Annotated in this window: 14 protein-coding genes; 12 read left to right on the top strand and 2 right to left on the bottom strand. The window is 60.9% G+C overall.

The annotated features are described in order from the left end of the window. Positions 1-85 precede the first annotated feature (85 nt). Both OES25_04040 and OES25_04045 read left to right on the top strand, forming a co-directional pair. Positions 86-1471 carry an IgA Peptidase M64 gene (locus OES25_04040; protein ID MDH3626808.1) on the top strand — a complete coding sequence of 462 codons (1386 nt, stop codon included), beginning with the start codon at positions 86-88 and terminating at the stop codon, positions 1469-1471. Between the two features lie 198 nt (positions 1472-1669). Then, entirely contained in the window at positions 1670-1930 is a 261-nt protein-coding gene (locus OES25_04045) for an RNA-binding protein (protein ID MDH3626809.1), read from the top strand. 84 nt (positions 1931-2014) lie between these two features. Here OES25_04045 and OES25_04050 read toward each other — a convergent pair whose 3' ends face one another. Continuing rightward, the gene (locus OES25_04050; GenBank protein ID MDH3626810.1) at positions 2015-2680 is read right to left on the bottom strand and encodes a metal-dependent transcriptional regulator; all 666 of its coding nucleotides are present in this window, start codon (positions 2678-2680) and stop codon (positions 2015-2017) included. Positions 2681-2775: 95 nt separating this feature from the next. On the opposite strand from OES25_04050, the gene OES25_04055 reads away from it, so the two are divergent. The 8 genes from OES25_04055 (at position 2776) to OES25_04090 (ending at position 15084) form a co-directional block, all read left to right on the top strand. Beyond that, positions 2776-4110, top strand: a complete 1335-nt coding sequence (locus OES25_04055; protein ID MDH3626811.1) for a DUF4147 domain-containing protein — start codon at positions 2776-2778, stop codon at positions 4108-4110. A gap of 142 nt (positions 4111-4252) precedes the next feature. Further along, positions 4253-5356 (top strand): SPFH domain-containing protein, encoded by a 1104-nt coding sequence (locus OES25_04060; GenBank protein ID MDH3626812.1) that lies wholly within the window; start codon positions 4253-4255, stop codon positions 5354-5356. A gap of 11 nt (positions 5357-5367) precedes the next feature. Then, positions 5368-6036, top strand: a complete 669-nt coding sequence (locus OES25_04065; GenBank protein ID MDH3626813.1) for a zf-TFIIB domain-containing protein — start codon at positions 5368-5370, stop codon at positions 6034-6036. Further along, positions 6033-7118: a hypothetical protein gene (locus OES25_04070; protein MDH3626814.1), complete on the top strand. Its 1086-nt coding sequence runs from the start codon at positions 6033-6035 to the stop codon at positions 7116-7118. The genes OES25_04065 and OES25_04070 overlap by 4 nt, the downstream gene beginning before the upstream one ends. 22 nt (positions 7119-7140) lie before the next feature. Continuing rightward, entirely contained in the window at positions 7141-9645 is a 2505-nt protein-coding gene (locus OES25_04075) for a D-alanyl-D-alanine carboxypeptidase (GenBank protein MDH3626815.1), read from the top strand. Next, positions 9642-11663, top strand: coding sequence for a hypothetical protein (locus OES25_04080; GenBank protein ID MDH3626816.1), 2022 nt, complete (start codon positions 9642-9644; stop codon positions 11661-11663). The genes OES25_04075 and OES25_04080 overlap by 4 nt, the downstream gene beginning before the upstream one ends. A 122-nt stretch (positions 11664-11785) precedes the next feature. After that, positions 11786-13570 (top strand): insulinase family protein, encoded by a 1785-nt coding sequence (locus tag OES25_04085; GenBank protein MDH3626817.1) that lies wholly within the window; start codon positions 11786-11788, stop codon positions 13568-13570. Continuing rightward, a complete protein-coding gene (locus OES25_04090) occupies positions 13567-15084 on the top strand; it encodes an insulinase family protein (GenBank protein MDH3626818.1) in 1518 nt (505 codons plus the stop codon). Before OES25_04085 ends, OES25_04090 begins: the two co-directional genes overlap by 4 nt. Positions 15085-15148: 64 nt before the next feature. Here the strand turns inward: OES25_04090 and OES25_04095 are convergent, their stop codons facing one another. Then, complete coding sequence (locus OES25_04095) at positions 15149-15436, bottom strand: hypothetical protein (GenBank protein ID MDH3626819.1); 288 nt, start codon at positions 15434-15436, stop codon at positions 15149-15151. A 231-nt stretch (positions 15437-15667) separates the two neighbouring features. Here OES25_04095 and OES25_04100 point away from each other — a divergent pair, with 231 nt between their 5' ends. Beyond that, positions 15668-16306, top strand: coding sequence for a peroxiredoxin (locus OES25_04100; GenBank protein MDH3626820.1), 639 nt, complete (start codon positions 15668-15670; stop codon positions 16304-16306). A 95-nt stretch (positions 16307-16401) separates the two neighbouring features. Further along, entirely contained in the window at positions 16402-17586 is a 1185-nt protein-coding gene (locus tag OES25_04105; GenBank protein ID MDH3626821.1) for a hypothetical protein, read from the top strand. Positions 17587-17602 lie beyond the last annotated feature (16 nt).

A 17602-nucleotide genomic window follows, 5' to 3' on the forward strand; every position in this document is an offset into this window, starting at 1 on the left:
CCCCGAAACCCGTTACGGTTCGGCGAAATCGCCGGAGGAGTAGAAAGTGCTAAAAAAATGGGCTTTTTGGGTCTTGGTAGGACTCGTGAGTACGGTGGCCGTGGCCGACGGTCCGGACGATTTCGTCTGGCGAACCCTGCGAATCGATTACGTCCACACCGGGACGGCCACGGACGAGCAGTTTGCGTTGCGCCGTATCCGAGTGGAGGGGGAGTGGCCCGGGAGCCGGACCCAACTGCTGGACTCCACCAACCTGGGCAAGTACCGGATCGAGGTCGTCGATCACGGCAGTCAACGTCTCCTGTACAGCCGGGGCTTCGCCAGTATCTACGGTGAGTGGGAAACCACCGGCGAGGCGCGGAGCGGTCAGTGGCGTGCGTTTGAGGAGGCCGTTCGCATTCCGGAACCGCGCGCACCGTTCCAACTCCGAATTCGTAAGCGAGACGCGACGATGAGTTTTCAGGAAGTCTGGTCCCTCGACGTCGACCCGACATCCCGATTCGTGGATCGCCCGGAACGACAGCCGGAAGATGCGGCGGGGGTTCGCGTGGTTCTCGACAACGGTGCGCCGGCGAACCACGTGGATCTCGTAATCCTCGGCGACGGCTACACCGACGACGACGCGGAGCGTTTCAAGAGCGATGTACAGCAGGCTACCGATGCGTTGTTCTCGGTCGAGCCCTTTCGCTCGCGCAAGTCGGACTTCAACGTGCGTTCCGTCTTCACCCCGGCGACGCAACGTGGGATCTCACGACCTCGAGCGGGGGTCTTTAGAGATACACCGCTGGGAGCTCGTTACAACTCCTTCGATTCGGAGCGTTACATGTTGACGCTGGATGATCGACGATGGCGAGATGTCGCGGCGGCGGTTCCCTACGACTTCGTCCTGATTCTGGCCCCTGAACGAAAGTATGGAGGTGGCGGCATCTTCCGTCTCTATTCGACGGCGGCCAGCGGATCGTCGTATTTCGATTACCTCGTAATTCACGAATTCGGTCACCACTTCGCCGGGCTGGCGGACGAGTACTACACATCCGATGTGGCCTACGACGAGTTCGTGCCCGCAAGTGTCGAGCCGTGGGAAGCCAACGTGACGGCGCTCCTGGATCCCGCCGCTCTCAAGTGGGGCGAACGTGTCGATGCGGCGACGCCATTGCCGACGCCGTGGCCCAAGGAACGCTACGAGGAGGCTTCACACGCCAGTCAGGAGCGTCGCCGGATGCTTCGATCCCAGGGCGCGGCGGAGGACGTACTGGAGGGGCTGTTTGATGACGAACGCGAGCTGTTCACCTCGATGCTGGAAGAGCACGAATTCTCGAGGAAAGTCGGTGCCTTCGAGGGAGCGATGTACGAGGCCAGGGGCCTCTATCGACCTACCGCCGACTGCATCATGTTTACCCGCGATGAGGTCGGGTTCTGCCCGGTCTGTAGTGATGCGATCACCCGCGTCATCGACATGTATTCAAACTGAGACGGCCGGGATCGGGAAGCCAATTGACTTCCCCATAACGGTTCGTTAGCGTAGCTTCAGGAGTCGGCCAGTGTTTATTGCCCGAGAGTTTGGTGTGCTGCGACCAATGGTTGGTCGTCCCCAGGATCTTTGTCGATTGGCTCGGGTGGCCGGTCCCGTGTATCGATCGCCGCAAACAGGGCGATAGGAGTCCGTGGAATGGGAACGAGATTGTATGTTGGCAACCTTCCTTTCAGCGCCGATGACAACGAGATTCGCGCGCTCTTCGAGCAAAACGGCCGCAGTGTCTCGGAGATCTATCTGGTGACCGATCGTGAGAGCGGTCGCCCGCGCGGCTTCGGGTTCGTTGAAATGGGCAACGAGGATGACGCCAACGCTGCCATCGAGGAGTTGAACGGTCATCAGATGGGGGGCCGAACTCTCACGGTGAACGAGGCTCGTGAGCGAGGCGGCAACTGATACTAGTGACTCACGCCCAATGACGATTCGCGGGGTGCCCCTGACCGGGCACCCCTTTTTCGTTCAGCCCTTGATTGTTCAGGGCTATCCCGCGGGAACGACGAGAACCTTCGACGCCGCCTGGAAGCCGAGTTGGAGGCCATCGGAATTCGACGTCACGACTCTGACAGTCTCGGCGACCGGATCCCGACTCTCGACCGTGGCGGTCGCACCCGGCACGAGGGCGTGGGATTCGAGCAACCGCAGGAACTCGGCACGTTGATCGACGACCCGCGCCACCCGCAGCGATTCACCCAGCGGGCAATCCAGAAGATCCGAGTAGTCGACCGTCTCGATCTGTCCGCCGGCGTTAGGGATCGGGTCCCCGTGGGGATCGACAGACGGGAAGCCCAGCATCTCATCCATCCGCTCGATCAACCGGTCGGAGAATGCGTGTTCCAGGACCTCCGCCTCGCCGTGGACCTCACTCCAGTCGATACCCATGAACTCCACGAGGAACAGCTCGATCAGGCGGTGACGACGAAGCACATGGGTCGCCAGCTTCGTACCCGCAGGGGTCAGACGAACCCCCATGTACGGTTCATACTCGACGAGTCCCGACTCCGCGAGAGCCTTCATCATGGCCGTCACGGTTCCCGGCGCAACAAGAAGAGCCGACGCGATCCGACCGGTGGAGATAAGCTCCCCGGGCTGATTCTGTTCCTCAAGGTAGATTCGCTTGAGGTAGTCCTCGACGGTACTGCTTGCCATTCGATGCTCCGATTTCGACCACATTCTGTCATAGGGTTCGAGGTTTCGCCCGGTGAGCTACGACCGGGCCTGCCGGTGTACCATCCGGCGGCGTCATGAATCAGATCGTTGAAGAAGCCCTATGCCGAGATGCCGAGCAGATACTGCGCGAGGCGGTCTCCGCTGTTGAGCCGGCCGCCCTGGTACGGCGGGCGTTGCAAGAGGACGGCACTGGCGTGCTCCCCGGTGGAGACGGGCGACTCCATGTCGTCGCTGTGGGCAAGGGCGCCGCATCGATGTACGAGGGGTTCGTCTCGGCCATCGATCGCCATGTCGACGCGGCGATCGTCTGCACGCTCTCCGGCTTGCCGACGCAGCCGTTGGGCAATCTGAGTCATCACGTCACAAGCCATCCGCTTCCGGGCCCGGAGTCGGTGGCTGCCGGCGAGGAGATCTATCGCCTTGCGCAGGCGAGCGGTCCCTCGGATCGGTTCGTCTTGCTGTTGTCCGGAGGGGCCTCGTCGATGATGGAGATGCCACGCGACGGTGTCGGTCATGACGAGGTGCGGGAGACCATCCACGCCTTGCACCACTCCGGAGCGACGATCCACGAGCTGAATTGCGTGCGGAAGCAGCTCTGCCGTCTGAAGGGCGGCGGCCTGGCAGCCGCCCTCGGCGGCGCCACGGCCCTGGGTCTGATCCTCTCGGACGTCATCGACGACGCGGAAGATGTCATCGGGTCGGGCCCCCTGGCCTCCGACCGGACCCACCCCCGTCAAGCGCTCGACATTCTGAGGCTCTATCGACTCGAGGGTCGGACGCCGACCCGAATCCTGCGTTTCCTTCGGGAACGCAAGGCGGAGAAGCCCACGGGTCTCGCCCCTTCAGTGGTTGCCAGGGTGCGCACTCGCGTAATCGGCAACGGCTGGACCGCAGCCCGCGCCGCCGCAACGGAAGCGATTCGGCTTGGCTACGAGACCGAGATCCTCTCTCCGAACCTCGCCGGCGAGGCCCGCGAGGCGGGGCGCTTCATTGCCGCTACCGCACGCCTGGTCGCGACGAGCGTCGGTCCTCCCGACGGCGCCCGCTGCATGGTCTGCTGCGGGGAAAGTCAGGTGACCCTTCGTGGTGACGGGCACGGCGGGAGCAATCAGGAACTGGCGCTTGCAGCCGCCATCGGAATCGATGGCCTGGAGGAGACCCTGGTGGCCTCCATGGACACCGACGGAGTCGACGGTCCCACCGAGGCGGCCGGAGCCTTCGCCACCGGCTCGACGGTCTCCCGGGCTCGGGAACGAGGCATCGATTGCGGGGCAAGTCTCGACAAAAACGATTCCCATGCCGTGTTCGCGTCGCTGGACGATCTGATCGTGAGTGGAGCCACGGGAACCAACGTCTCGGATCTTCAGGTGCTGCTCGTAGGTCGTCGGTCGGAGCTCCTGACCGAATAACGCGACGTCTGCCGTGTATTCCCCCGCGATGCGGCGGTTCCGGCGCTCGACGGGTTGACGGACTCTGCCTGTCAACCTTAGGCTTGCGTAACGAGAAATCTACCGATCGCACCGGCAATTCGGAATTCAAGGAGAAATCACGATGGGTCTGTTGGACAAACTTCGCGGCGAACTTGTCGATATCGTCGAATGGGTTGATCACACCCGTGACACACTCGTCTGGCGTTTCCCTCGCTACCACAATCAAATCAAGAACGGTGCCGCGCTGATCGTTCGGCCCGGCCAGATGGCTGTCTTTGTTCATCGTGGCGAATTGGCCGATGTCTTCGAGCCCGGCAGTTACACGCTGACGGCAGACAACCTTCCGATCCTCAGCACGCTGCAGAGTTGGAAGTTCGGGTTCGATAGCCCATTCAAGTCGGAGGTCTACTTCGTCACCACAAGGCAGGTCACCGAGCTCAAGTGGGGAACCCCCAACCCGATCATGCTGCGGGATCCCGATTTCGGTCCGATCCGTCTGCGAGCCTTCGGTACGTTTGCTCTGAAGGCCATCGAGCCCCGTGCGCTACTCAAGGAACTCGTCGGTACCGACGGTTCGTTCGAGGCGGATGAGATCCACGAGCTTCTTCGCTCGTTCATCAATACGTCGTTTGCGGAAATCATCGGGAAGTCCGACATAGCGGCTCTGGATCTGGCGTCGAGGTATCAGGAGATGTCGGAAACGCTGCGTGCTGCAGTCGTTGCGCGTGTCGACGATGAGTACGGCCTGGATATTCCGCAGCTGTTCATCGTCAACATCTCGCTCCCCGAGGAGGTCGAGAAGGCATTGGATACGCGATCGAGCATGGGCGTCATCGGCGACATGGGTCGGTTCCAGCAGTTCCAGATGGGGCGCGCCATGACGGCGGCCGCGGAGAACCCGTCGGGCGGCGGTGCTGCCGAGGGAATGGGACTTGGGATGGGTTTCGCCATGGCGAGTCAGATGATGCAGGGCATGGGCGCGGCAAACGCTCAGGGGGGCGGCGGCGCACCCCCGAACGTTCCGACCGCGATGTTCCACATTGTCGAGAAGGGTCAATCGATAGGCCCATTCTCTATCCAGCAGATGCAGGAGCGGATCGCCGCGGGAATCGTCACCGTTGAGACTCTGGTGTGGAGCGCGGGAATGGCGAACTGGATGCCGGCAGGCCGAGTGCCAGGTCTGTCATCCCAGTTGTCGCCCCCGCCACCGCCGCCACCGGCGTGACGGATTAACCGATGAACTGCACGAGTTGCGGAGCACCGCTCGACGCCAAGTCGATCATCTGCCGATTCTGCACGACCGCCAACGAGTTGGATCTACGCAGCGCCCGCCGGACGCCAAGAGACGACGAGCAGAGTACGCGCCCGTGCCCGCGTTGTTCGGAAGAGATGCCGACCATCGACATCGGTCGGTCGGCACCGTTCCCGATCGAGCGGTGCGGCAACTGCCTAGGCCTGTTCTTCGATCCCGGTGAGCTGGATCGTATCCTGCGGGACGACTCCGGTTCCTCGCCTCTGGCCGATCGCGAGCGACTGCAGCGCATCGCTGAAGAAGAGACACCGCTGGATGACATGCAGGAAATTCGTTACGTCCCGTGTCCCGTCTGCAAGAACCTGATGAACCGTGTGAACTACGGTCGTCGATCCGGCGTTGTCGTTGATACGTGCAAGGAGCATGGTGTCTGGCTCGATGGTGGCGAACTCCGTCGAGTCCTGTCCTGGCTTCGCGCCGGCGGGCCGGAGCACCAGGAAAACGTCGTTGCCGAGGAACAGCGGCTTGCCGAACGACAAGAGAACTTCAAGCGACAACTCGACAAGATCGAGGCGCGGAAGCGCGAGACGGATCCCAAGAGCGCGTCCACCACGTTCGACGTGATGGACGTGTTGATCGGTTTGTTCGATTGAGTGCAAGCCTTGAGAAAGGTCGTCAGTTCCCGTGCCTGGCCTGCGGCGCCGACGCCGTTTTCGATATCGCGACCCAGCATCTACGTTGCGATTTCTGCGGGTCGATTCGTGAGTTGTCCGTTGACGGGGAACTTTCGCCGGAGGAGCAGGATTATCACGAGACCCTGTCGCGATTGGCCGAACTTCGTAACGACGAAGAGGAAGTCACCGCGTTCAAGGAGGTCGCTTGCGACGATTGCGGAGCGAGAATCCGTTTTCAGGGCACCCTGACAAGTTCGGAGTGTGCCTACTGCGGTGCGCCGCACCAGATCGACAACGTCCACGAGGCCGAGAGTCGGGTTCCGACCGACGGGGTGTTGCCCTTCAAGGTGACCCGCGACGCCGCCCGTGAGGCTTTCCGGAAATGGGTGCGCAGCCGTTGGTTCGCACCCAACGATTTCAAGAAGCGCAGCGACCAGGGGCAGTTCAACGGGGTCTACACGCCGTACTGGACCTACGATTCGATGACGATGAATCAGTACGAGGGAATGCGTGGCGATCACTACTACGTATCCGTCGGCAGCGGAAAGAACCGTCGCCGCGTTCGCCATACACGTTGGTCGCCGGCAAGCGGAACCTTCAGTCGTTTCTTCGACGACGTCCTTGCGGTCGCGGCCCGCGGTTTACCCGACGGCTGGTTGAAGAAACTCGAGCCGTGGCCTCTGCAATCCTGTCGTCCCTATCGACCGGAGTTTCTCTCCGGGTTTCAGGCGCGAACCTATGACATCCCTCTCGACGAGGGTTTTGTCGACGCGAAGGCACAGATTGATGCCGCCCTCCGCAGTGACGTGCGCGGTCGAATCGGCGGCGACGTTCAGCAGGTCCACTCGATCGACACTCGATACGAGGCCATGACCTTCACGCACTTGCTTCTACCGGTCTGGATGATGGTCTTGCGCTACAGGAACAAGCCGTTTCAGATCGTGATTAACGCGGCAACCGGGGAGGTTCAGGGTGCGCGACCCGTCAGCTGGGTCAAGATCACACTTGCGATTCTCGCTGTCGCGGTTACGATCGGAGCGATCGTCGTACTCAAGCGTTAGTCGGCGGACTCCGGAGGCGGTCGTGCGGCCCATTGTCCTTTGTTCCCTCTTGGTTTTCTCGTCGCTCGTGGGAGTGGCGGCCGCGCCGTCTTCGCACGATGTCTGGCTGCTTCAGGACACGAAGGGTCAGACTCTCGACTCCCGGCACTCCGACCGTCTACTGAATCCGGCGTCCGTGCTGAAGATCGCCACCAGTTGGTGGGCCCTCGAGACGCTGGGCTTCGATCATCGATTCGAGACGCGGTTCTTTCTGGCCGGAGAGATCGATCGCGAGCGATCCACTCTCATCGGCGACCTCGTGGTCCTTGGCGGTGGCGATCCGGACTTTCACGGCGAGAATGGCTGGCTTGTTGCCGAGGCGCTGGCACGGCTCGGCGTCCGGCGGGTGACCGGCGACCTGAGGGTGACGCCGAAGTTCTACATGGGCTGGGAGGGCGGGATCCCGTACGAGACGAATTCCGTTCTACGCGGCGAGACGATGGGCCGGAGACTCAGGGATGCTCTCGACCCGGACCGCTGGGATCGTTCCACACGTCGTGGCCTCGAAGAGTTTGCGGGTAGGAGCGGACGTTCGCTCGAGTCGTTTCCCTCTATTCGATTCGCTGGCGATGTGGTCGGGCTCTCTGCCGAACCGCCGATCGATGGGTTGTCCGCATCGATCGTGCATCGGTCCAACCCGTTACCGATCCTCCTGAAGCGTTTTACGAGCTACTCCAACAACGACATCGATCGTCTGTCCGACACGCTGGGGCAGCCGGCCGAGCTCGGGCGGTTTCTGACGAGCAAATTGAATCTGTCCGAGGATCGTGTCGAGGTCGGTTCGCTCTCCGGTCTGGAGACTAATCGGCTCAGCTGCGATTCCATCGTTTCTCTGCTGGATGCATACGCGTCCTTCGTAGCGCAACACGATTCGGAACTGGCCGACCTCCTTCCCGCCAACGGCTGCGATCCCGGCACGCTCGAGAACTTCCCCGGGCTGGAGTCCTTGCCGGCGGCAACAATCGTCGCCAAGACGGGGACACTGCTTCGTACCGACGACGGAGTCTCGGTCGTTGCGGGAGTGTTGCAGACCGATGAGGGCCAACGGACATTCTGTCGGGCGGCCTTGAAGAGCGGACGTCGAACCCTCGACGCCAGGCACGATGCGGAGAATTGGCTTCTGGCGTCGATCGACTTCACGCCTTCATCGACGATCGGGTGCGGGGCACCGGTGGTTCATTCGGACGATGACGTGGAACTCGAGGTCAGGCATCCCCGATTACCCCTGGCCAAGGGTGAGAACTGGCCCGGGTTCCTTGGTCGGAACGGTCGTCCCGTCTCCGAAGAAGGGCCGTTGCCGAAGCGCTACCTGAAAGAGACGCCGCCGGTACGCTGGCACGTCGAGGCAGGCGAGGGGTACGCCGCCCCCTCGATCGCAGACCGCACGGTCTATTTCTTTGACCGCGTGGATGCCGAGGCCCGGCTGCGGGCCATCGACGCGTCAAGTGGCAGGACGATCTGGGAGAGCCGCTACCCGACGGACTATGTCGATACGTATCAGTTCAGTAACGGGCCGCGCAGCTCACCGGTCATCGCGGACGGCCGGGTCTACACGTTCGGCGTCGAAGGACGGCTGCGAAGCCATTCGACTGATGACGGCCGGCTGCTGTGGGAGATCGACACGACCGCAAAGTTCGGTGTCGTCCAGAACTGCTTCGGCGTAGGAAGCACGCCGGTGATCGAGAACGACCTACTGATCGTTCCTGTCGGCGGGAGTCCTCCCGATAGCCCACCCTTCGACAGTGGTGAGACTCGTGGGAACGGAAGTGGTGTCGTTGCGTTCGACCGCAAGACCGGAGAGACCCGCTACGCGATTAGTAACGAGCTGGCAAGTTACGCGAGCCCGGTGCTCACGACCATCGATGGCCGCCGCTGGGCGTTTGTCCTTGCCCGCGGGGGACTGATCGCGTTCGATCCCACGACCGGGGCGATCGATTTCGAATTCCCGTGGCGTGCCTCCCGGGTATTGAGTGTCAATGCTGCCAATCCCGTCGTCGTCGGCAACGAGGTGCTGATCAGCGAGGCGTACGGGCCGGGTTCGGCGCTCCTGCGAGTGCGACCCGGGGGCTACGAGGTCGTCTGGAAGGACGCCAGGCGTGACAAGAGTCTGCTGAGTCACTGGTCGACCCCTATCCATCGGGACGGTCGTCTCTTTGGTATCCATGGTTATGGGACGGCGGACGTCCACCTTCGTGCTATCGAGTGGAAGACCGGAAGACTGATCTGGAAGTCTCCGTTGCTCGAGAGATCCACCGCCTTACTCGTCGATGATCTCCTGGTTGTTGCGGAGGAGGGTGGTGAGGTCCATCTCGTGAAGGCTCAGGCGGAGAGTTACGAGAAGCTGAACACCTGGCGGTTCGCGGAGGACGGACAGTCGCTATTGCGGCGACCGGTCTGGAACGCTCCGGTCCTGTCCCATGGTCTCTTGTTCCTGCGCGGCAGAGATCGCCTGATCGCGATCGATCTGCTTACCGAGAAATCCCCATGAAAGATCGCGGCAAACCCACGGCACGACGGCGACGATGGATCCTCTTGGCCGGGGCCTTTCTTGTATTGATCCTGATCATTGGATTTACGGCATCAATGCTGGTCGATCCGGAATCCTTTCGTGGCCGGATCGAGCGCGGCTTGACGGATGCCACCGGCTGGTCGTGCGAGATCGGTGAGATCGATTTTTCGATCTGGAAGGGTTCGCTGTCGGTGGCTCCGGCGCGTCTTCACGATCCCCGCGGCGAATCCGCCGTCGACGTTGAACGGATCTCCATTCGTGTCGCGCTCTTCCGACTCCTGCGTGGAGATCTCGCAATACGCAGTGTCACGCTCCACAAGCCAAACGTGACGCTCGTCAAGGGGGCAGGAACCGAAGAGTGGCCGATGCCGGGCAAGCCATCGTCGACCTCCTCGTCGCAACCACAACAGACTGACGACACGGACGGGACTCCCGATGCTACGGGTTCGTCAGCGGTCGTGAGTGAGAACGAGACGGCCAAAGGACCGACGATCTCGGTGGTCCGACTCATTCGTGGTCATGTAACCCTCGACGATCGGAACGCAACCACCCCCAGCCTGGTGACGCTGGAAGATGTCGTGGTCGCGTGGCATGTCGAACAGGACCGCTTCGAAGGGTCCGCGGGTCTACCCGATGACGGTGGCCGCGTGCGGGTGGAGGGCGATCCACAAGGTCCGTTCTCCATCACCCTCGAGAAGATCGACGCGCGATTGCTCGAACCGTGGCTTGGTTCCGGGCTCTTTGTCGGCGAGACACGGATCGACGGCATGATCGACATCGATTGGCCGTCTTCCGTCGCAGGAGAGATCGAAGTCCGACCGCTGTTGATGCTGGACGGTATCGAACCCCTCGAAGACGTCCGTGCCGACTTCACCCTCGTGACCGAAGATGGGCAGCTCATGCTCGATCGCGTTGAGATCGAGGGGTCCGGTGTCCGCATCGTCGGCAGCGGTCGCGTGCAACCGGTCATGGATCTGCATCTGAGCCTCGAGGAGACATCTCTGGAGTCCCTGATTCTATGGAGTGACGCCGTCATGCCGCTTCCGGTACCGGTGTCGCCACCCGGCTCGATGACGGCCACCTTCGCCCTGCGAACGAAGGGCGACGGCAGCGTCGTGCTAACCGGTGCGGGGCAACTGCACGCGGCCGAGGTGACGCCCGGGAACCCGCTTCCGGCGCTTCACGATGTCCGTGCCGAATTCGAACTTGACGAGACCGGCCAACTGACGACTCGCGTCATCGATGCCACCGTCGCCGGCGGCAAGCTGCTAGGGCAGGCCGATCTCGATGCGATCGCGCCGCCGGGCTTGCTCAGCTTCGACGGCGAAGTCGAGGCGGCGGTCCTGGGAAAATTGATCGGCGGCTTCATGGCAGATCCTGACAGTGAAATCCTGGGGGTCACCGCGCTGGACCTCGATCTCGGCCTCGATCTCTCGGGGGAACTCGATGCGTCGGCTCTCCGTGGCGGTCTCTCGATCCTCTCGACGGAGGTCGACCTCCCGGGTTGGGATCTGGAGAACGCAGTGCGCGAGGGAGTCGAAGCCAAACTGGCATCGCTGGGAGCGCTGCAGGATCTTCTTGGTGATCGGGATGACACACCGTCGGACGACAGCGAGGAGACAGCAGATGAAACGGGCGAGCCACCCCTGATCGATCAACTCGCCGCGACGATCGCTTTCGGTTCGATGCCATGGGAAATCTCTCACCTGTTGCTGGCCGCAGGTGATCTGATCTCGGAGGGTCGTGGAACATTCGATCCCCTCCAGGATCACCTGGATCTGGCCATCGTGGCTAAATTCTCTCCGGAACGAAGCGCCCGCTGGTTGGAGGAGTACGGTGAGTTGGAGGCCTTGCAAGACTCGGAGGGCCGAATCTCACTGCCCGTGCTGATTCAGGGCTCGGTTGTGGCTCCAGACGTCTCAGTCGATGCCTCGCAACTGCGCAAATCCAAGCGCAAACAGCTGAAAAAGAAGCTCCTGGAGCGCCTGCTGCGGTGAATCTGCGGCGCGCAGTCGCCTGCCTTGTTATCCTGCACCCGTCCCACACGAATAGATTTACGAAACCGAGACATCGTAGGGTCCACTCGGATTCACCGGCGATGCCTCAGGGGGAAAGTACGATGACCAACCGAGCATCACGATGGTTACCGACCATCGTCATCGCCTGCATGGCGATCGTCTCGGCGATCGGCATCGGTCACGCCGCGGGCGAGGCCAAGGTGCCCGTCGAGATTCTCGAGCTCGACAACGGAATGAAATTCCTGCTCGTGCCGAGAACGGACAAGACAACCGTCGCAGCCGGGTGGGTTGCACATGTGGGTTCCGCCAACGAGCGACCGGGGATTACCGGAATCAGCCATCTGTTCGAACATATGTTGTTCAAGGGAACCACGACGATCGGCACGACCGACATCGAACGGGATCTCGAGATCATCGAAGAACAGGAGCGCCTTCAGGAGCAGATTCGCTTGATCTATCGAGATCAGCGCGAGCGCTGGCGGCGCGGCGAGATCGAAGATCCGTTTGCGCCGGAGAACCGAACGGAAGAACAGATCAAGCTCGAAGAGCAGTTCCAGGCCCTCGTCGAGGAACAACGCTCGATCATGATCAAGGACGAGTTCGACAAGATCTATACGAAGGCCGGCGCGACCGGGATGAACGCCGGTACAACCAATGATCTGACTCTCTATTTCATCACCGTTCCTGCCAACAAGCTGGAACTGTGGTTCTGGATGGAGTCGGATCGGTTGAGTTCGCCTGTAATGCGTGAGTTCTATAGCGAACGGGACGTGGTGTATGAAGAGCGACGACTTCGAACCGAGTCGACTCCGACGGGCGAGTTCGATGAGCAGTTCGAGTCCATGTTCTGGCAATCTCATCCATACAACTGGCCGGTCGTCGGCTGGCCCTCGGATCTCCGTGTCATCAGCAAGCAAGAGGCCGATGAGTATTTCTCGACGTACTACGCGGCCAACAACCTTACGGCAGCTCTCGTTGGCAACTTTGACGTCAATGAGGTCAAGAAGCTCGCCAACAAGTACTTCGGGCGACTCCCGAATCGCGGCGCCAAGGCACCGGATGTCGTGACGCTCGAGATGGAGCAGAAGGCCGAGAAGCGGATGCAGGCCGAATGCGACTGCCAACCCCAGGTCGAGGTGCGCTATCACACGGTACCCTTCATGCACGCGGACTCCTACGCGCTCGACGTGCTGGCGGGCCTTCTGAACGGTCGCACCGGTCGGCTCTACAAGTCGATGGTGTTGGATAGCGAGATCGCGGCATCGGCATTCGCCGGTCAGGACTCGCGAAAGTACGGTGGAGCCTTCTCGTTTGGCGCCCAGACCAAGGGGGATGCGACCCCGCAGCAACTCGAGGATGGTTGGTACGCTCAACTTCGCAAGATTGTTGAAGAACCCATTCCTGCGGAAGAACTGCAGAAGGTCAAGAACGGGATCGCAGCCGATGCGTATCGCAACCTGGAGAATCCGTTCTTTCTGGCATTGCAGTTGATGTTCTATGACGGTCTCGGAGATTGGGAGTACATGAACGTCTGGTCGGACTTGACGCTGGCCGTGACGGCCGAAGACGTCAAACGGGTCGCCGAGAAGTATTTCGCAGAGGACAATCGGGCCGTGGCTCAGTACTACCGCAAGGCGGGTAGCGGGGGTGACGAGGAGTTCCCGGAGCTCGCAGAGCTCGAACCGGAGTTGCAGGGTCCGCTTCGCCAGCAGCTAAAGCAACTGAAAAGCATGGGTGATCCCGAGCAGCTCACGACGATACTGGGACAGATTGAGCAACAAAAGACCCAGGCACCTCCACCGATGGCCCGGGCGTTTGAGATCATGGAGTCCTATATCCGGGCTCGCATCGAGGAGCTTCGCTCCGAAGAGGGGAGTGAGCAATGATCGGGCACACCAGTCTTAAGCGTTTGTCGTTTGTCGTAGGAGCCTGTCTTGCCATTGTCTTCGCCGTGTCCGGCCTCCCGGCCAAGGACAACAAGAAGATTGTCGATCATCCCGACAAACTGAAGTTTGGCCCGTTGAAATTCGAGGTTCCGGATGTTGCGGACTACCAGCACAAGCTGGCCAACGGGTCCTCGATCTATATCGCACCGGATCGATCTCTACCTCTGGTCAATATCTCGGTCACGATTCGAACCGGGAGCTACCTGGAAGAGAAGATGGGTGTCGCCGGGACGACCGGACGGATCATGCGTCAGGGCGGTGCCGGGGAATTGGATGCCGAGTCGTTCGACGAACGCATCGAGTTCCTTGCGACAAACATGAGCAGCTTTGTCGGGGGAACTCGTGGCGGCGCTTCGATGAATTCGATCACCGGCGCTCTGGATGAGAGCCTCGACCTGTTCTTCGACATGCTCAAGACGCCTCGCTTCGAGGAAGAACGACTCAAGGTAAGCCTCGATTCACGACTCGAGGGTCTGAAGCAACGAAACGACAACCCAGCGGGAATCTCCAATCGAGAGTGGAGCTGGCTGATCCGAGGAAACGACCATTTCACGGCGAAGGTTCTAACGAAGGCGGATCTTGACGGTTTAAGCCGTGAAGATCTGGTCGCATTCCACAAGAAGTATTTTCGACCGCAGAACATGATCTGGGCGGTCTCGGGGGACGTGGAGCCAAAGGCGATCATCGAGAAGCTGAACGCTCAGATCGCTAAATGGGACGTCGAGGCAATGGATGTGCCCTGGCCGCCGCCGGCTCCGACACACACTCCGAAACCCGGCCTCTACTACGTCCAGAAAGATATCCCTCAGGGTCGCGTGACGATCGGACACCTTGGTGTGCAACGCGACGGCTGGGACGACGCCCGCGAGTTTCCGTTGACGCTAATGAACGACATCCTCGGAGGTGGTGGATTTACGTCACGTCTGGTGAAGCGAATTCGGTCGGACGAAGGGCTGGCGTACAGTGCCGGGTCATCGTTCGGGATGTCCCAGCACTGGCGAGGCGTCTTCCGTATGGGCTATCAGTCGAAGAGCGAGACGGTCGCATTCGCCGCCCAGATCGCCCTCGAGGAGATGCGGCGCATGAGAGACGAAGAGGTCACCGATGAGGAACTCGCGATCTCCAAGAGCTCACTGGTCGATGCGTTCCCGGGGAACTTCGATTCCCCGTCCACCGTCGCGAGCATCTTCGCTTCGGGCGAGTATTCCGGCCGTCCGGCAGACTACTGGACGAAGTACCGCGACCGCGCGCGGGCGGTGACGCGGGAGCAGATCCGCGAAGCGGCGCGCGCCCATCTCGATCCCGAGAAGTTGGTCATGTTGATCATCGGTGACTGGGAAGCGATCAAGCCGGGAGACGCCGACGGGCGGGCATCGATGGCGCAGTTCTTCGGCGGAGAGGCGACCGCGCTTCCCCTGAGAGACCCGTTGACGATGGAGCCGATCGACGAGTAGACGGTTCGTAAGCGCGATGGAATGACAGAGGCCGGGCCCTTCGGGGTCCGGCCTTTTCTTCTGGCTACGCCGCCGCGCGTCGATCGTCGATGGGCGGGCCGGTACTCGCGAGTTCCTGGTCCGTTCTACAGCTCGGGCAGGTCAGCAGTTTCGTTCCGAGAACGATTTGCCAACTAAACCAGAACGCGACCGGTAGGAACATCAGGTTCGCAAACGGAAGGTAGCGCGGTAATTCCGCAAGACCCAGCGTCCACCACAGGAATCCATGGAATAGCGTTCCCGTGACCCAGAGAGAGATCCCGATGAAGAAAAACAGAACGCAACGTACGGCCAGGATGATGTGATGAAGCACGGACCGGTCCCCCCGGGGTTTGGGTAAGAAGTACGGACGAATCGGACCCGAACCATCGACAATCCTTCATTTCCGCGGCCGTTTGCAAAGAAATATACTTTTGCAGCGTTTTCGAGTTGTAGAGACTCGGGGGCGGGTCCTGTTGTCGCCAAACGCCCTTGCCCGCGCTACACTCGCCGCTCGGACGGGCTTCAAGACCTGACAGCCAGTAAGCACTAAGGAGAGATCGTCATGGGACTATTGCTAGGCGACATCGTGCCTGATTTCACACAGGACTCGACAGAGGGCTCGATCCGGTTCCATGAGTGGATCGGCGACCAGTGGGCGGTTCTCTTCTCTCACCCCAAGGATTTCACGCCGGTCTGTACAACCGAACTCGGTCAGGTTGCCCGCATGAAGGGCGAATTTGATCAACGCGGCGTCAAGGTCGTGGCGGTCAGTGTCGACAGTGTGGATGCTCATCGTCGTTGGATTGGCGACATCGAGGCAACTCAGGGCGTCACTATGAACTTTCCGATCCTTGCGGACGAGGACAAGACCGTCGCCACCGCCTACCAGATGATCCATCCCAACTCTGATCCGGCGCTCACCGTCCGATCCGTCTTCATCATCGACAACAACAAGAAGCTTCGGGCGTCGATCACCTATCCGCCTCCCACGGGGCGCCACTTCGGTGAGATCCTGCGTGCGATCGATTCCCTTCAGTTGACGGATGGTTACAAGGTCGCCACACCGGCGAATTGGAACGATGGCGACGACTGCATCATCCTTCCCTCGATCACGGACAAGGAAGATATCGAGCGACTCTTCCCGAAGGGTCACGAGGAGCAGCGTCCGTACCTCCGGACGACGCCGCAGCCGAACAAGTGAACCGTTCCACGTCGCACCCGCTGTCGATCTTCTCCTCCGTCCTGATAGGCGTTGCCCTGCTGGGCGTGACATCCTGTGGCGGGGACCGAGTGAATATGGAAACCATCGCAGAATCCTACGTGAAGTTGGTTTTGGCCCTTGGCGAGCATGACGGGGATTACGTCGACGCCTACCACGGGCCCGAGGCGTGGAGAGCCGATGAGCAGGGTCGCACACTCGACGATATCGTTGACGAGGCCGGCAAACTTCAGGCCGACCTCGCCGGTCCAGACGATCTGCGTCGGCGGTATCTCAGTGGTCAGTTGCGCGCCCTCGAGGCCCACGCTCGTCGCTTGCGCGGCGAGGTGCTGACCTTCGATGAAGAGTCGAAGGCTCTCTACGACGCCGTGGCACCGCGACGTAGTGCCGAGTACTACCAGGCGATTCTCGATCGGCTGGCCCCGTTGCTTCCGGGTGATGGGGAATTGATCGATCGTTACGAGGCGTTCAAGAACGACTTCATCATCCCGTCGGACCGACTGGACGAGGTCTTTCGCGTTGCGATCGACGCATGTCGCGAACGAACCGCGGTCCATGTAGATCTGCCGCCCGATGAGAGTTTCACGATCGAGTATGTGACAGACAAGGCGTGGAGTGGGTACAACTGGTATCAGGGTGAGTTTCGAAGCCTGATTCAAGTCAATACCGACCTCCCGATCTATATCGATCGCGCCATCGATCTCGCCTGCCACGAGGGCTATCCGGGTCATCACGTCTACAACGTGTTACTCGAGAAGACGTTGCTGAAGGAAAATGGATGGATCGAATTCTCAATCTACCCGCTCTTCAGCCCGCAGTCGTTGATCGCGGAGGGGACGGCCAACTTCGGCATCACGATGGCGTTTCCGGGGGACCAGCGGATCGAATACGAGCGTGAGGTCCTGTTCCCGAAGGCTGGTCTAGATGCCACACGAGTCGAGACGTACTACGCCGTCGAAGAGGCCAAGGAGTTGCTGGCCCACGCAGGCAACGAAGCGGCTCGAGACTATCTGGATGGGACTATTTCCAGCCAGGAGGCCATCGATTGGATGACGACTTACGCGATGATGCCGCGGGCGCGAGCCGAACAGCGGATCGATTTTATCGATAAGTACCGCAGCTACGTGATCAACTACAACCTAGGTCAGGACATGGTCCGGGCGTTTGTTGAGCGGGAGGGCGGAGAAGAGGCCGCCTCTCGATGGAGCGTGTTCGTCGATCTGCTCTCATCTCCGCGACTCCCGTCGTCACTCGTAGAATAGGGGTCACGGAGGTCTG

This window comes from Acidobacteriota bacterium, assembly GCA_029861955.1.
GTDB lineage: Bacteria > Acidobacteriota > Polarisedimenticolia > Polarisedimenticolales > Polarisedimenticolaceae > JAOTYK01.

Excerpts from the sequence above, each read along its gene's own strand:
- OES25_04045 (MDH3626809.1), top strand. The coding sequence starts at position 1,670 with ATGGGAACGAGATTGTATGTTGGCAACCTTCCTTTCAGCGCCGATGAC.
- OES25_04050 (MDH3626810.1), bottom strand. The coding sequence starts at position 2,680 with ATGGCAAGCAGTACCGTCGAGGACTACCTCAAGCGAATCTACCTTGAG.
- OES25_04055 (MDH3626811.1), top strand. The coding sequence starts at position 2,776 with ATGAATCAGATCGTTGAAGAAGCCCTATGCCGAGATGCCGAGCAGATA.
- OES25_04060 (MDH3626812.1), top strand. The coding sequence starts at position 4,253 with ATGGGTCTGTTGGACAAACTTCGCGGCGAACTTGTCGATATCGTCGAA.
- OES25_04065 (MDH3626813.1), top strand. The coding sequence starts at position 5,368 with ATGAACTGCACGAGTTGCGGAGCACCGCTCGACGCCAAGTCGATCATC.
- OES25_04080 (MDH3626816.1), top strand. The coding sequence starts at position 9,642 with ATGAAAGATCGCGGCAAACCCACGGCACGACGGCGACGATGGATCCTC.
- OES25_04085 (MDH3626817.1), top strand. The coding sequence starts at position 11,786 with ATGACCAACCGAGCATCACGATGGTTACCGACCATCGTCATCGCCTGC.
- OES25_04090 (MDH3626818.1), top strand. The coding sequence starts at position 13,567 with ATGATCGGGCACACCAGTCTTAAGCGTTTGTCGTTTGTCGTAGGAGCC.
- OES25_04100 (MDH3626820.1), top strand. The coding sequence starts at position 15,668 with ATGGGACTATTGCTAGGCGACATCGTGCCTGATTTCACACAGGACTCG.
- OES25_04105 (MDH3626821.1), top strand. The coding sequence starts at position 16,402 with ATGGAAACCATCGCAGAATCCTACGTGAAGTTGGTTTTGGCCCTTGGC.